The organism is Desulfurispirillum alkaliphilum, from assembly GCF_055378285.1.
This window is the reverse complement of record NZ_AP042405.1, coordinates 849,469-864,359: the sequence shown is the minus strand read 5'-3', so window position 1 is coordinate 864,359 and position 14,891 is coordinate 849,469. Positions and strand designations below refer to the sequence as shown.

At 56.2% G+C, this 14,891-nt stretch carries 12 protein-coding genes; all 12 read right to left on the bottom strand.

Annotation, left to right across the window (positions count from 1 at the left end; all coding sequences use genetic code 11):
* Positions 1 to 11 precede the first annotated feature (11 nt).
* Positions 12 to 770 (bottom strand): DUF3108 domain-containing protein, encoded by a 759-nt coding sequence (locus tag ACZ46I_RS04095; RefSeq protein WP_464281502.1) that lies wholly within the window; start codon positions 768 to 770, stop codon positions 12 to 14.
* Positions 771 to 786: 16 nt separating this feature from the next.
* The gene (dnaE, locus tag ACZ46I_RS04090) at positions 787 to 4,278 is read right to left on the bottom strand and encodes a DNA polymerase III subunit alpha (RefSeq protein WP_464281501.1); all 3,492 of its coding nucleotides are present in this window, start codon (positions 4,276 to 4,278) and stop codon (positions 787 to 789) included.
* Between the two features lie 117 nt (positions 4,279 to 4,395).
* Complete coding sequence (locus ACZ46I_RS04085; RefSeq protein WP_464281500.1) at positions 4,396 to 5,514, bottom strand: DUF4236 domain-containing protein; 1,119 nt, start codon at positions 5,512 to 5,514, stop codon at positions 4,396 to 4,398.
* A gap of 127 nt (positions 5,515 to 5,641) precedes the next feature.
* A complete protein-coding gene (locus ACZ46I_RS04080) occupies positions 5,642 to 7,147 on the bottom strand; it encodes a PAS domain-containing sensor histidine kinase (RefSeq protein ID WP_464281499.1) in 1,506 nt (501 codons plus the stop codon).
* A 32-nt stretch (positions 7,148 to 7,179) separates the two neighbouring features.
* Positions 7,180 to 7,812 carry a chemotaxis protein CheC gene (locus ACZ46I_RS04075; RefSeq protein WP_013507159.1) on the bottom strand — a complete coding sequence of 211 codons (633 nt, stop codon included), beginning with the start codon at positions 7,810 to 7,812 and terminating at the stop codon, positions 7,180 to 7,182.
* Between the two features lie 5 nt (positions 7,813 to 7,817).
* Entirely contained in the window at positions 7,818 to 8,183 is a 366-nt protein-coding gene (locus tag ACZ46I_RS04070; RefSeq protein ID WP_464281498.1) for a response regulator, read from the bottom strand.
* Between the two features lie 174 nt (positions 8,184 to 8,357).
* Positions 8,358 to 9,167 carry a pyruvate, water dikinase regulatory protein gene (locus tag ACZ46I_RS04065; RefSeq protein ID WP_013507161.1) on the bottom strand — a complete coding sequence of 270 codons (810 nt, stop codon included), beginning with the start codon at positions 9,165 to 9,167 and terminating at the stop codon, positions 8,358 to 8,360.
* A gap of 235 nt (positions 9,168 to 9,402) precedes the next feature.
* Entirely contained in the window at positions 9,403 to 11,133 is a 1,731-nt protein-coding gene (locus ACZ46I_RS04060; RefSeq protein WP_464281497.1) for a sensor histidine kinase, read from the bottom strand.
* A 652-nt stretch (positions 11,134 to 11,785) separates the two neighbouring features.
* Positions 11,786 to 12,460: a response regulator gene (locus ACZ46I_RS04055; protein ID WP_013507164.1), complete on the bottom strand. Its 675-nt coding sequence runs from the start codon at positions 12,458 to 12,460 to the stop codon at positions 11,786 to 11,788.
* A complete protein-coding gene (gene phoU, locus ACZ46I_RS04050) occupies positions 12,438 to 13,136 on the bottom strand; it encodes a phosphate signaling complex protein PhoU (RefSeq protein WP_464281496.1) in 699 nt (232 codons plus the stop codon). Before phoU (ACZ46I_RS04050) ends, ACZ46I_RS04055 begins: the two co-directional genes overlap by 23 nt.
* Positions 13,123 to 13,875, bottom strand: a complete 753-nt coding sequence (gene phoU, locus ACZ46I_RS04045) for a phosphate signaling complex protein PhoU (protein ID WP_013507166.1) — start codon at positions 13,873 to 13,875, stop codon at positions 13,123 to 13,125. Before phoU (ACZ46I_RS04045) ends, phoU (ACZ46I_RS04050) begins: the two co-directional genes overlap by 14 nt.
* A 73-nt stretch (positions 13,876 to 13,948) precedes the next feature.
* Positions 13,949 to 14,794: a phosphate ABC transporter ATP-binding protein PstB gene (gene pstB, locus ACZ46I_RS04040; RefSeq protein WP_013507167.1), complete on the bottom strand. Its 846-nt coding sequence runs from the start codon at positions 14,792 to 14,794 to the stop codon at positions 13,949 to 13,951.
* Positions 14,795 to 14,891: the final 97 nt, after the last annotated feature.

Sequence of the window (14,891 nt, the reverse complement as noted above, 5' to 3'; positions counted from 1 at the left end):
GAATGCGCTGCCTACTCTGGCAAGATGATGCGCTGCAGAAGATCCATATCGCCTTTGAGTGAACTGATGGTCACCGTGGCGCTGCCCACAGCCACGCTGATGCGCATGCGCACCAGCAGCCCGGTCTTTTCATCAATCCAGAACCGCCAACTGCCCTGGGGCGACAGGGCTCCATCTTCATCTTCGGCCTTGGGGGTGATATCCAGGCGCCGGGTGCGGAAGGTCTGGCCGGCGGCTTCAATGGTATCCCTGCCCCGATAGCGAAATTCCACACTGCCGGCTTCACCGCCGAAAAACAGGGGCAGCTCACCCCGCTCTTGCCGAGTCAGTTGCAGGGAGAGGCTCAGAGAGTAGGGATCGTGGAAGCCTGACTCCTCAAAGGTACCCACGTTATTGCTGCGTACACGGCCATCGCTGTGGTAGCGCACGATGGCGTAGTCAATACCCTCGTCATGAAAGGTATAGTCGTGAACACGGGTTCCACGCCGGTTGGACTGCTGCTGGGTGTAGACAAGCGGCTTGAGTGGGTGGATTGCAAGCACCGACTGGCTGCGCTCTTCAAAGCGGCGCACCGAGTCCACCAGGCCAGTGGTGCGGGCAAAGGACTCCACTTCAAGCCGATCATCTGCCGCCAGGCGATAGGTGATGCAGGTTTCACCGACACGAAAGATATAAAAGGCGTTATAACAAGCCTCCAGAGATGAGGAAAAAGCCTCGGACGCCAGCGCGCAAACCACAATGACGCTCAGCCAGATACTCTTTAATCTCACTTTTTCCCTCCTCATATTACGCGCTATGACAGCGCAGGACATCGTGGCCGAAACGCTCCCCGAGGGCACGCACCATGCTGGCATCGGGGCGGACCTTCACGCCGGTGCGGATAACGGCTTCGTACTGTTGGGGGGTGAATATTTTAACAAAGAAGGATCTATCCCCAGGAAAGCTTTTTACCAGAGCTTCCAGCTCTGTGAGTAACTCTGTGGAAAACTCCAGGCGGTTGATGTTGAATTCAACGGCACTTACACAATTGCCCAGCGCCTCATCTACACTATAAATGTTTTCTGTAATTATGGTTACACTGTCATCCTTTGGCTCGGTTTTCCCTTCAATGATCAGAATACTATCGACACTGAGTTGTGAATAAAACTGTTCATAAGTTTTTGGAAATATTGGTATTTCGAGCTTTGCCGTCTGATCCTCCACCACGATGATAGCCATTTTTTTCCCTGCCTTGGTGGTTTTGGGCTGCAGGGAAGAGAGGACCCCCGCAATGCGCACCCTGCCCTTTTTCTGGGCTTCCAGCACCGACGCGATGGGAGTGGTGTAGCCTTCCAGAACCGACTGGAAGGGCTCAAGGGGATGTCCGCTGACAAAAAAGCCCAGGCACTCCTTTTCAAAGGCAACCCGCGTGGTGGTATTCCAGTCCTCCACATCGGGATACTCCTCATGGTGGCTCAGGTCATCGGAACTGTCATCCTGGGCCTCCATCTCAAAGAGCGAGATCTGCCCAGCCTCGCGATCCTTCTGGATGGTCTGCCCCAGGGAGAAGGCGTGGTCCAGCGCGCCGATCAGCTGACGGCGATTGGCGTGTACGGAATCGAAGGCACCACACTTGATGAGGTTTTCCACCACCCTTTTGTTCACACTGCGCAGATCCACCCGCTCGGTGAAATCATAGAGGGAGGTGAAGGGCCCATTCTCCTGGCGCTCCTGCAGAATAGCCTCCACCGCTTTGGAGCCAACGTTCTTGATGGCGGTCAGGCCGAAGATGATGCTGCGGCCATCTTCGTCCACGGTGAAGGAGTGGCCGGAGAGGTTGATATGGGGTGGGTGCACCTCAAGCCCCATGCTCTTGCACTCGTTTATGAACTGCACCACCTTGTCAGTGTTATCCATCTCGCAGGAGAGCAGGGCCGCCATCAGTTCTGATGGGTAGTGGGCCTTCAGGTAGGCCGTCTGGTAGGCCACCAGGGCGTAGGCCGCCGAGTGAGACTTGTTGAAGCCGTAGCCGGCAAAATAAGCCATCAAATCAAAGACCTGCTCGGCCTTCTTCAGGTCAAAGCCCATGGCCTTGGCACCGGGAACCTTGTCACCATCGCCGTGGAGGAAGATTTCCTTCTGCTTGACCATCTCCTCTTCCTTCTTCTTGCCCATGGCGCGGCGCAGCAGGTCGGCAGCTCCCAGGGAGTAGCCGCCGATGGTGCGGGCAATCTGCATGACCTGCTCCTGGTAGACGATAACTCCGTAGGTGTCTTTAAGGATGGGCTCCAGTTCGGGAAACAGGTATAAAATCTCGGAACGACCCTGTTTGCGATCCACGAAGTCATCCACCATGCCTGAACCCAAAGGACCAGGACGGTAGAGGGCCAGCACGGCCACGATATCCTCGAAGTTTGAAGGCTTGAGTTTGGTCAGCAGGCTGCGCATGCCCCCCGATTCCAGCTGGAATATCCCGGCTGACTTGCCGGAGCACAGCAGGTCATAGGTGGGCTGATCGTCCATGGCAATGGCGCTGATATCAAATTTGGCGGGCAGCTTCTGGGTCTGCTGCACAAAGCGGCAGGCTTCGTCAATGACCGTCAGGGTCTTCAGGCCCAGAAAGTCAAACTTCACCAGCCCGATATCTTCGGCCTTGTCCTTGTCAAACTGGCAGACCGGCTCGCCTTCAGGGCCACGGGAGAGGGGCGCGTAGGTGTAAATTGGCTCATCGGTGATGACAATCCCGGCGGCGTGCATGCCCGCCTGGCGGAAGAGGCCCTCCAGGGCCAGGGAGTACTTCAGCAGGTTCTCCCCGTGGGGCATGGCGGCTGCCGCCTCCTTGAGCTTGGGCTCCATGGAGATGGCCTCATCCAGGGTAATGCCCAGCTTGTTCGGCACCAGCTTGGACAGCTTGTCACCGTCACTGTAGGGCAACCCCATGACCCGGCACACATCCCGCAACACCCCCTTGGCCTGCAGGGAAGCGTAGGTGACAATCTGGCAGACGTTCTGGTCGCCATACTTTTTGCGCACATAGTCGATGACTTCGCCCCGGCGGTTCATGCAGAAGTCGATATCGATATCGGGCATGGAGACGCGCTCAGGGTTCAGAAAGCGCTCGAAGAGCAGGTTATAGGGGATGGGATCGATGTCGGTGATCTTGAGGGCGTAGGCCACCAGGCTGCCGGCAGCGGAACCCCGGCCCGGCCCCACGGGAATATCCTGATCCTTGCCCCACTGAATAAAGTCGGCCACGATGAGGAAGTAGCCGGGAAAACCCATGCTGTTGATAACATCCAGTTCAATTTCCAGGCGCTCTTCATAGGCCGGGCGATCGTAGGTCAGCCCCAGGCGGTCAAACTGGGCAAAGCGCTCCAGCAGGCCCTTGCGGGAGACTTCGCCAATATAGCTCTCCAGGGTATGCTCGGCGGGAATATCATACTTGGGCAGATAGACCTTGCCCATCTCCAGCTGCACATTGCAGCGCTCGGCGATTCTCACCGTATTGGCAATGGCGTCCTTGATATGGCCAAAGTCCTTGTGCATGGTCTCGGGGGATTTGAAATAGAGCTGGTCGCTGTCAAAGCGGAAACGCTTTTCATCGTCAAAGTTGCTCTGGGTCTGGATACACAGCAGGATATCGTGGGCCTTGGCGTCTTCACGGTTGAGGTAGTGGCAGTCGTTGGTGGCCACCATGGGGATGCCCGTCTCCTCCGCAAGGGCGATCAGCTGACGATTGACGGCCCGCTGGTCATCCATGCCGTTTTCCTGCAGCTCCAGAAAGAAGTTGCCTTCACCGAAGATCTCCAGGTACTCCAGGGCACTGCGACGGGCGCCTTCCGTGTCCCCGGCCAGCAGCTGGTTGGGCACCTCGCCCCCCAGGCAGGCCGAGAGGGCAATAATACCCTCCGAACGCTCCCGCAGCAGTTCCTTGTCAATACGCGGCTTATAGTAGAAGCCCTCCAGGTAGCCCTGGGAGACCATATAGATGAGATTGCGGTAGCCCGTCATATTTTCAGCCAGCAGCACCAGGTGGTAGGCCCCTTCGTAGACCCCTTCGGCGTTGCGCTTCTCGCGCATGCTGCCGGGAGAAACATAGACCTCGCAACCCAGAATCGGCTTGATACCAGCCTTGGTGCACTGCTTATAGAAATCCACCGCGCCAAACATATTGCCGTGGTCGGTCATGGCCACCGCGGGCATGCCGTATTCCTTGGCCTTTTTTACCAGCTCGGGGATTTTGATGGCTCCGTCAAGGAGGGAGTACATGGTGTGCAAATGCAAATGGACAAAAGACATAAGCTGCTCCAGGAGAAGTCCGCACCGCAAGGATATGCGCCTTGCGGGAAAGGATACTATACCACAGCAAAGACCGGATTGACATGATGGATCAGCAGGGGGAAAGCTGCCCGCTTCTCAGCCTTGCAGGCGCTCAGCGACATCTTCAAAGCCGGGATCTTCCGCCAGTATCCGGGAGAACTCCTCGCGGGCGCGGGCCTTTTCTCCCATGAGTTCGTATACCAGTGCCCGCTCATAGCGCAGCGAGCGCAGCACGATTTCACTGCGATCCTTGCGGCGGCGCAGTGCCGCGGTCAGGGTATCCCGAGCCTCTGCCAGCTGCCCCAGCCTCTGCAGGGCCCGTGCCTTGTAAAGCATCAGTACACTGTGAACGGAGCTCTCATTCTCCACATTTTCGCAAAGATCCACCACTTCCTGCCAGGCGGCCGGATCCGTAGGCCTTCGCACACACTTGCGGGCGGCAATACCGTCGGATTCCACCATCTCCCAGACGGTCGACTCCTCCGGAATCGTCTCCAGCATAATCTCCACCAGGGATACCCGCACCACCACGTCGTCTGGGTTGAGCTTCAGAAGGGTCTGCAGACACGCCTGGGCCGCGTCATACTGCTGCAGCTCCTGGTGTGCCTCGGCCAGCGCCAGCAGCACGCCGCGACGCGACGGGGTGATATGAGCCGTCACTTCCTCTGTAATGGAGAGATCAAAACGCAGATTCAACCGGTACTTCTCGAAAAGCTGCCCCAGGAGGTGATGCTGCTCTTCAACCCTGGTAAGCGTCTGCACCGCGTCCTGGAAACGGCTGCTCTTGAGCTGGCAGAATCCCACCATAAAAGCATTATCAGCAGCATTGCGGCCTCGCTCGAAAGCGTGGAGGGCCTCCAGAAAGTTCCCCTCCACAAAATGCCGCAACCCGTTGATAAAGGCGATTTCCCTGGCTGGGGTAACGAGGCGCCGAAAGAAACCCAGGTGCAGGGTCTGCTGCACCACGCTGGGATCACAGACGGTCTCCCGCGACGGTGCCACCGCTGAGCTGTTGCGGCGGGAGAGCTGTGCCCAGGACTCATGGTCCGTATAGTAGAGGCCGCTCCCTGGCAAACCCAGTGTTGTACGCACACCACGATGCCCCACCGTCATTCGGGCACCGCGGGGACCCAGAGATATGGAGCCACCGGATTTGCTGAGATTGAGGGAAATGCCCGGAGCCAACCTGATGCGACGGAAAAAACGAAAAGACATGGGAACTCTCCCAGGGTAGGTATTTCGTATGCTTACGGAATTTTAGCCAGCAAACACGCTTGTTGCAAGCGATAAGTTCCAAAATGGCAATGACTCTCACCGGAGTCACAGGTAAGCGGGAAAGCATTCAGGGATTGCGCAGCTCGATGCGGAAAAAAGCGCCGCGCTCCCAGTTTCCAGGGGTGATGGAACCGCCGAAGTGATCCTCGATGATCGTCTTGCAGAGGGAGAGCCCGATACCCGTTCCCGCCTGCTTGGTGGTGAAGTAGGGGGTAAAGAGTTTGTCCATGATATGGGGAGGGATGCCACCCGCGTTATCACGGATGGTGACGGCGTAGCGATTGCCGTTCAAGGGTTCAATCTCGACACCGATTGTGAAGGGATCGCGCACCTCTGCCCTGCCTTCACGCTCCATAAAGGCGTCCTTGGCATTGTTAAAGAGGCTCAGGATCACCTGCTTGAACTCGTTGGGATAGCCGATGATCTTTGCCGCGCTGGCCTGCTCGGCATCCTGATACACCACCTTGATGTTGCTGGTGCGCAGCTGCTCCCCGAGAATAGCGTCCACTTCACGCACCGCCTTGAGCAGGGAAAAGGAGACTTTCTGCTTATCGGGATCAAAGAAATTCTTGAAATCGTCAACGGTACCCACCATGAAGCTGACCTGCTGCAGGGTTTTCTCAATGGCGTCTTCAAGGGCCTGGGGCTCAAGGGTGCTGTTGCGACTGATGTCGCGCAGGTTCTGCATGAGAAAGGCGATGATGTTCAAGGGCTGTTTCCACTGGTGGGCAATGGCCTGAATCATCTCGCCCATGGCCGCCATCTTGGAAGTCTGCACCAGCAGGCGCTGCTGGTTCAGGCGCTTGTCCGTCTCCTCCCGTACACGTTTTTCCAGGTTTTGATTCAGTTCCCGCAGCTGCGCTTCTACCCGTTTGTAATTGGTGACATCACGACCGATGACCAGCTCACCCTGATCGTCAATGGGCAGCCGGCTGACATCAAAGCTGATGGCCCCTTCGGGGCGCTGGAGCGTCACGGATTCATGGTTTCCCTGGATGCGCAGCGGCAGGGGGATCTCACCAAAGAGCTCCTGGTCACTTTTCCCACGGAATCCCGCAGGGAGCTCAAGCAGATCCACAGCTGAGCGGTTGGCCTCCTGCCAGCGGTCTTCGCGATCACGGAAGCAGACAAAATCGGGCAACGCGTCAATCAGCGTGCGCAGGCGACGATCACTGTTACGCAGCAGGCGCTCACGGTGCTCCGCCGCGCTCACGTCAACCACCTGCACCGCCACAAAGAGCTCCTGTTGCTGGTCCCGGATCGGCGCAATACAGATCTGCTGCTGAATACGGGTTTCGCTGAGTCGCATCTGGTTTGAGGCGTACAGAGGCAGAGGCGCCTTGTTGAGAGAGTGGGAGAGCAGCGAGGAGTGGCCGCGCAACGCGTCCTCCAGCGCCAGGGAAAAGCGGCCGTTGACCGGCTCGACGAAAATATCCCCCAACGTTTTGCCCAGAGCTGCTGACCCACTGATTCCAGAAAACTGCGCCATCCACCGGTTCCAGAAGACAACTGTCCGATCCTTGTTCAGGACAAACAGGCCAATCATGAGGTTGTGGAGAACGGACTCGTGCATGGGGCGTTTTTCCTGTAGAGAATAGAGTATGCTTACCTGTTGTGAATAAAGTGATCAACCTGCGCGATAAAGTCATCAAACGATGGGGCATCCAACATGAACGCCACATGCCCGTGAATGGATTTCGATTCCAGCTTGAAGTCAATCAGCAACATGAGCACGACATCGTCTTCATGTTGACCATCCGATGGAGTGACATCCAGCTGGAGGATGTTGGAGAAGCTTCCGGCATGAAAGACGGGAAGCGAGCTGGTGAATTCTCCCCTGAACAGCGACGCAATGGCGCTGATACAGGCATTGAGAATAATATTGCCGATTTCCGTCATCGCTTCCTGCTCCATCTCCGACATCTGCTCGTGGGGCATGGTGTCTCCCACCATCAGCCGCACCAGCTCGAGACTTTTATCCTCGGGAAAGAGCAGAACCGTATCCGCATTGAAAATGCCCTGAAAGTGCTGCACGACTCCGCAGACATTGCGCACAGACTCCTTGTTGAGGTACTGGGAAAGTTCACGACGGGAAAAGAAATACACCGATGGCACCGAGAGGATAACCTCTTCGTTCACCATGGAACTCATGACCGCAGCAGCCTGGCCGATACCGATATTGAAAATTTCCACAATGGCATCGTGCTGCAAAGGCGTCAGACGCGGAGGGTGTGCCATAAGAGCTACTCCAGGTAGGTCAGAACCTGAGCCATACTTTCAGGGGTTATGGGTTTTTTGACAAAACCGATATCCAGGGAGTGCGCCCGCTGGGACATGCTCTCCTGCACATTGGCAGTCAGCAGAATCAGGTGCGCCTGGCACCCGGCCTGACGCAGCTTTTCCACCAGCTCGATACCATTCATTCCCGGCATATTATAGTCAATGGTAATCAGGTCAAAGTCGGAAGTGGCCGCCTTGGCCAGAGCGTCCTCGCCATGGGCCGCCTTCTCCACCATCCAGTCGGGGTGCTTCTCAAGGATCAGATTTTCTATCAGCGCCTGGGAAAAGCGGCTGTCGTCGACAATCAGTATGCTCCTGAGCTCAGCCATGGGAACCCCTTCAATCTGAAGTACTTCATTAACCAGACACAAGTTTACAAAAAATCATCATAGATAAATGCCGCGCAACAAGCAACCAAAATAGGGGATGTACCAATCCAAGGAGACATTCGCCCCTTGAGCGAATAGGTATCGTTACACTGCTGATTCAGTGACGAATGCTCCTCACAGCTCGGTATCACGACCGAAGACCGCATGGATAACCTCGCGGGCCGTCTCTTCCACCGATTTATTTGTCGTATTGACAATATGCCACTGCCGATTGCGCCGGCACAGCTCATGGACAAATTCTACTTCCTCAAAAATATCCGCCAGATTGGTGTACGTGCTCTGGGCCCGATAGTGCCGCAAACGCTTGCTGCGCACTTTCTGCAGGACATCTGGGTCCATGATCAGACAGACAATGCGATTCTGATCCACTTCAAAGAGCTTCTCAGACAGGGGAACCTGGGGAATCAGCGGAATATTCAGCACCTTGTGGCCATGCTGGGCCAGCACAAAGGACGTCGGCGTCTTGGAAGTGCGGGAAAGGCCCAGCAACACGATATCCGCCTTATCCAGGCCATCGAGATTCTTTCCATCGTCGTGGGCCAGAGTATATTCCATGGCTTCAATACGCCGGAAATACCGGTCGTCCACTTTGCGGAAGATATTGGGATTCTCCAGGGGAGCGCTCTCCATGTACTGGCTCAGCATATCCAGCGATGGACCAATAATATCCAGAAACGGCAGGGAGTGTTCCCGGCAGTAAGCCGCAGCAAACTCGCGCAGATCCTTCTTTACCACGGTACAGGCCACAAGCACCTGCTCGCTGCGCGCCTCTTCCAGAAGCTGCAGCATCTTCTGCTGACTGTCGATCTTGGCATTCACCGTCAGCACCGTCTTATGCTTTTCATCAAACTGGGCCAGCGCCGCCTTGATCAGGTTGATCGCACTCTGCCCCGTTCCATCGGATACGATATAGATGCGCTTCATATTCCCTCGCACAGACAATTTCCCTGAGTATACACGGATAGGAACATCGCTTACAGCGGAAAGTTGCAGAAGCCACGGAAGTTATCGCAAATGAACGCCCATAGACGTGAATGGGAAATGGCCATGCGTGGACAGTGGATCGTCTTTTATTGTGTGAAGCAGCCGTTTTCAACAGCGCAGTAACCGCCTTTTTATCCCATCTATTGTGCATTCATTCGCGGTGCGCTCTTGCCCATCACAAAATCTCAGACCTCTTCTCCCGCTTTTCCACCAACCTGACGGTAAAAATATTGCCATGTTGCCGACTTTCGCTGATATCCACGCGCCCGCCATAGGCGTGCACGATATGCTTGACGATGGAAAGGCCGACTCCCGTGCCGCTCTTGGCCCGATTGCGGGACTGGGACACGGTATAGAAGCGCTCAAAGATGCGTTCGCGTTCTTTGGCGGGAATGGCCGGACCTTCGTCCTCCACTTCCAGCACCAGATGGGGCGGTTTCTGATGGACGCGCACATGAATCGTGCTTCCGGAGGAATACTTCATGGCGTTATCGATGAGATTGGAGAGGATGCTGAGAACATGCTCGTAGGTGCACCATACCTGCATGCCTCCTGGCACGTCATAGTGGATAACCTTGCTGGTAATGGTGGCGAAGCGCTCCCGTAGGGTCAGGATGACGTCTTCCATCAGCAGGGGTTCATCTATGGCGAACTCCTGCCCGGTTTGCTCCAGGCGGTTGAGCTGCAGCACATCTTCAATCAGGGCACTGAGGGAGTGAGAGCTTTTGTAAATAATGCGCAGAAAGCGCTCACGCCTTTCGGTGGGCAGATCGGGGTCGCTGAGCAGGGTTTCGGCGTAGCCCATGATCATGGTGATGGGCGTACGCAGTTCATGGGAGATATTCCCCACCAGTTCTGTCTTGTAGCGTTCGTACTTGTCTTCCTCGGTGACATCGAAGAAGGCGATGAGCTTCTCCTTGGCCAGTACCCGCAGATTCACCTCGTACACCCGGTCGCGGAAGCGGCGCTTGTCCCACAGGTTATTCTCTTCTGACTCCAGGATCTCCCGCAGAAAGCTGATGACCTGGAAGTCCTGGATGTCCCCCAGAAGGTTGCTGCCCACGTGGAATTCAACTCCCAGGAACTCCTGGGACTTGGGGTTGGAGTGCAGGATGGTGTTGTCCCGATCCACCAGGATAATTCCCTCCTCAAGGATACCAAAGATATTCTCCAGCTTCTCCTGCTCTTCACGCAGGCGCTCCTGCTTGGCGATCATGGCGTGGTAGATGCGGGCGATGAGGTGGGAAATCTTGGCCATGGTAGGGTCGCGGAAGTGAGGGAAGTGGATGGAGCTGCGTCCCGATTCCACTGCCTCGGCGATATAGCTCAGGCGCTGGATGGGCAAAGAGATTTTCCGGGCCAGATAGGCGGAAACCAGTGCCGTGGCGGCCAGCAACATCAGCAGGAAGATCAGGCTGCGCTCGCGGGCATCCTGCTCCAGACGGGTGATATAGGTGGTGGGGTAGGAGATGCGCAGAATACGGCCATCCTCCAGGGGCTTGGCATAGTAAACCATCTCCTTGTGGATAGTGGTGCTGATACGCGTGAAGTAACTCTCCCCCAGCTCCAGGGCATCCAGCACCTCGGGGCGCTGGCTGTGGTTGGCAATCTGCTCCATCTGAGCTGCTGTCACATGGGAGTCGTAAGTTACGCTCCCATCGGTATGAATAAGCGTAGTACGCAGGCTGGTGGTGCGAGCCATGGCGCGCAGGCGGTCGTGAAATTCCCGGTTGTACTCCTGGGGTATTTCCAGAGCCGCCATGATAGCCCACTTGGTCTTCATCTCTTCCATGAGGTTCTTGCGGGCACCATCCATCACGATGCCGTTGGCTATGTACACCAGCGGCAGAATGGCCAGGGCCATGGGAATGGCGATGATGAGGAATACGCGTGCGAATGAGCTCATGGTGAGTAACTTTCCTACCTAAGGTCAGGTTCATTTTTCGATGCATAGAATACTATGTACTTTTTACCCTGGCGCACCAAAAAGTACACAAAAACGCGCCCCCCAACGCCCGTTTTTCCGGATCGTTTCTCACCTGTTCTGGAGATCCGGCAGCAGGCTGCTCAAAGAGGCCCATCTGCTGCGTTGCCGGTCATCGCTCGTCACTGCGACGTACAGGGAGTAGATTCGCGGGTACGCTTGGTTGAGCGTGAAGCTACCGAATCGGTTTTCTGTTGCATGGCATATTTTGTTTCTTTGCCACTTTTGGGTCGCCAAAAGTGGCGCAAAAGCGACCCCCAGTGCTGTCCTTTTCAGCCGTCCGCTTGCCTGGAACTGGGGACCGCAAACAACCGCCCTCCGTGGCTTTTGGTTTGCGGTTGCCGCCATCGTGGCGTCAACCCTGCGGGTCTACCGCGTTCCAGTCAGCGCGTCCTGGCTGGGCCAGCCCACGGGGGAGAGGCAGAAGAAGTCAGTCCCCCCCCAGTGAACATGCAGGCAATTGAAAAACCTACAGGTGCAAGGCGCCCGCAAAGCAAGGAGTGAAGCGTACTCCCTCGTTGCTGCGACGAGCAGCTGCGGGTAACGCCGCAGATGGGGGAGGGGCGGCAGCCTGCTAGAGATCCATTCCGTAGCCGACCTTGGGGATGGAACGGATCATCTTGCCTTTGTCCCCCAGTTTCTTGCGCAAAGAGGATATATGGGCGTCCACGGTACGGGTGTATACTTCGGAATCATATCCCCAGATGGAGCTGAGCAGCTGATTGCGGTGGAAGACCTTTTTGGGGCGCTTGAGGAACAGATGCAGCAGCTCGAATTCCTTCATGGTCAGCACCACTTCATTCCCATCCACATAGGCTTTGTGGGTCTCCATGTCAATGGAGATGCTGCCATAGGCGACGGTGCGGTTATCATGGTGCAAGGCCCGGCGCAGCACCGCGTCCACCTTGGCCTTGAGGACTTTCATGCTGAAGGGCTTGGTGATGTAGTCGTCTGCTCCCAGGCTCAGGCCCGTGACAATATCCTGCTCGCCGCTCTTGGCGGAGATGATGATGACCGGGATTTCGCTGCGTTCCACCGAGTTCTTGAGGATGCGCAGAAATTCAAGGCCACTGAGCCCCGGCAGCATCAGATCCAGCAGAATCAGATCCACCTCGATATCTTCCAGCATCATCAGGGCGTCATTGGCGTTGTCCACCGACTCCACCTGAAACTGGCCGTCGCGCACCAGGTTGTATTCCACCAGCTCCCTGAGTTCTTCCTGGTCCTCAATCAGCAGAATCCGGTTCATGGCTGTTATCCTTTCCATTCTGGACAAATTTGCGATGGCGGATGACCTTCCCCGTTTCCATGAAGTACACCTGCTCGGCAATATTGCTGGCGTGGTCGCCGATGCGCTCAATGCGGCGGGTGATGAAGATCAGCCAGATTACCGGTTGCGTCTTGCGCACATCCTCCAGAATATACGTCAGCAGCTCCCGCACGATCTGGGCCTGAAACTCATCCACGGCGTCATCGCGCCGGATGACCTCCAGGGCCTTGTCCGTATCGCGGTGGAAGTAGCAGTCGATGGCGCCGCGCAGCATGTCGGCTGCCGCTTCTCCCATGCGGGGAATGTCGATATAGGGCTTGACCTGGGGAACCTGGTTGAGGTGAATCACCTCGCGACAGATGGAGGTGCAGTGGTCGGCAATGCGCTCCAGGTCGTTGATGATGCGCGAGACGGTCAGAATATGGCGCAGGTCCTTGGCTTTTGGCTCGTAGAGGGCCATGATTTTCATGCAGATATCATCAATGGTGATATCCAGATTATTGATCTGATCGTCCGAGTCCAGCACCTGCTGGGCCAGCACGGAATCCCGTGTGACCAGCGCCTTGATGGCATTCTCTATCATACTGACCGTATGGGTACTCATGTCTGCAATCAGGGACTTAAGGGTGAGGAAGGCATCGTCACGGTTTTTCATGGGAGTCGCTCTTGCTTTGCTGTTTTGACAGTTCTTTCTCGATCTTCTTCAGGCTTTTATGCCGTACATCCATGCCCTTGGCAAGGTAAATTACATATTCTGCTATGTTTTCGGCGTGGTCGCCAATACGTTCCAGGGCTCGCAGAATCCAGATGATATTGAGAGTCTGGGAGATGCAGCGCGGATCTTCCATCATATGCATGACCAGCGAGCGCATGGCCCGCTTGTACTCCGCGTCCACATCCTTGTCCTGGTGCATGACCCGCAGCGCCGTGTCCGCATCAAAGTCGCTGAAGGCCAACAGGGCCGTGTCCAGCATGGAGAGTACCAGATCTGCAAGCTGGCGCACTTCCGAGTAGCCCACCACCGGACGCCCCTCTTCCATCAGGGAGAGGGCGCGGCGGGCCACCTTGGCCGCCTCGTCGCCAATACGTTCCAGATCGCGGCTGGAGCGCGCCACAGCCAGAATCAGCCGCAGGTCGGAAGCTGCTGGCTGGCGTCGCACGATGATCTCGGTACACTCATTGTCGATAGCCACTTCCATGGCATCCACTTCCCGGTCATTGGCATTGACCGTTTCCGCCAGTTCACGGTTCTCCTCCAGCAACGCCTGCACCGCACTTTTCAGCTGGGTGCGGGCCAGGTTCCCCATGTCCAGAAGGCCATTGATGATATTGTCCAGGCTTTCGTTAAACTGCTTGGAAATATGGGTGCGATGGATATTTTTGTCGATATTCATGGGTCATACCCCTTCATAAGTCAGTAAGAGATGGCAGGGAGCGAGGAAAGATGCCGCTCAGGAAGCAGCCCGACTATCCGTAACGTCCGGTAATATAATCCTCAGTCTGCTTCTTCTTGGGATTGGTGAACAGGGCGGCGGTGTTGCCGAACTCCACCAGCTCGCCCATGTGCAGAAAGGCCGTATAGTAGGACACGCGGGCCGCCTGCTGCATGTTGTGGGTAACGATGACAATGGTATAGTCGTTACGCAGCTCGTAGATCAGCTCCTCGATTTTGGCCGTGGAGATGGGATCCAGGGCCGAAGCCGGCTCATCCAGCAGGATCACCTCGGGCTGAATGGCAATGGCGCGGGCAATAACCAGGCGCTGCTGCTGACCACCGGAGAGGCCGAAGGCGTTCTCCTTGAGGCGATCTTTCACCTCATCCCACAGGGCGGCACGCTTGAGGGACTGCTCCACCACCTCGTCCAGCTGGGAGCGGTTACGCACTCCCTGCAGGCGCAGGCCATAGGCGATGTTTTCATAAATGGACTTGGGGAAAGGGTTGGGCTTCTGGAACACCATGCCCACCTTGCGGCGCAGCTCCACCACGTCCACCTTCTTGTCGTGAATATCCTGCCCCTCCAGCAGAATCTGCCCTTCGATGCGGCAGATATCAATAAGGTCGTTCATGCGATTGAAGCAGCGCAGCAGAGTGGACTTTCCGCAGCCACTGGGGCCGATGAACGCCGTAACCCGGTAACGGGGAATCTGCAGGTTAATGTTTTTCAGAGCCTGATCGCTGCCGTAGAAGAGGTTGAGGTCCTTTACCTCGAAGGAGATCTTTTCGTCCTTGAGGTTGGTGGCATCAGCGGGCTTGCCGGCGAAGAAGTCGGCTCCAATGCCACTGTGGGTAAAGTTTTTATCTTTTTCCGTCATGGTATCCGTCCTTTATTCAGAGTTCTGATAAAACATCAGGAGAGTGACATTCGTTGTGAATCAAGGGTTTTTTCCAGCAGTCAAAACCATGACTCAC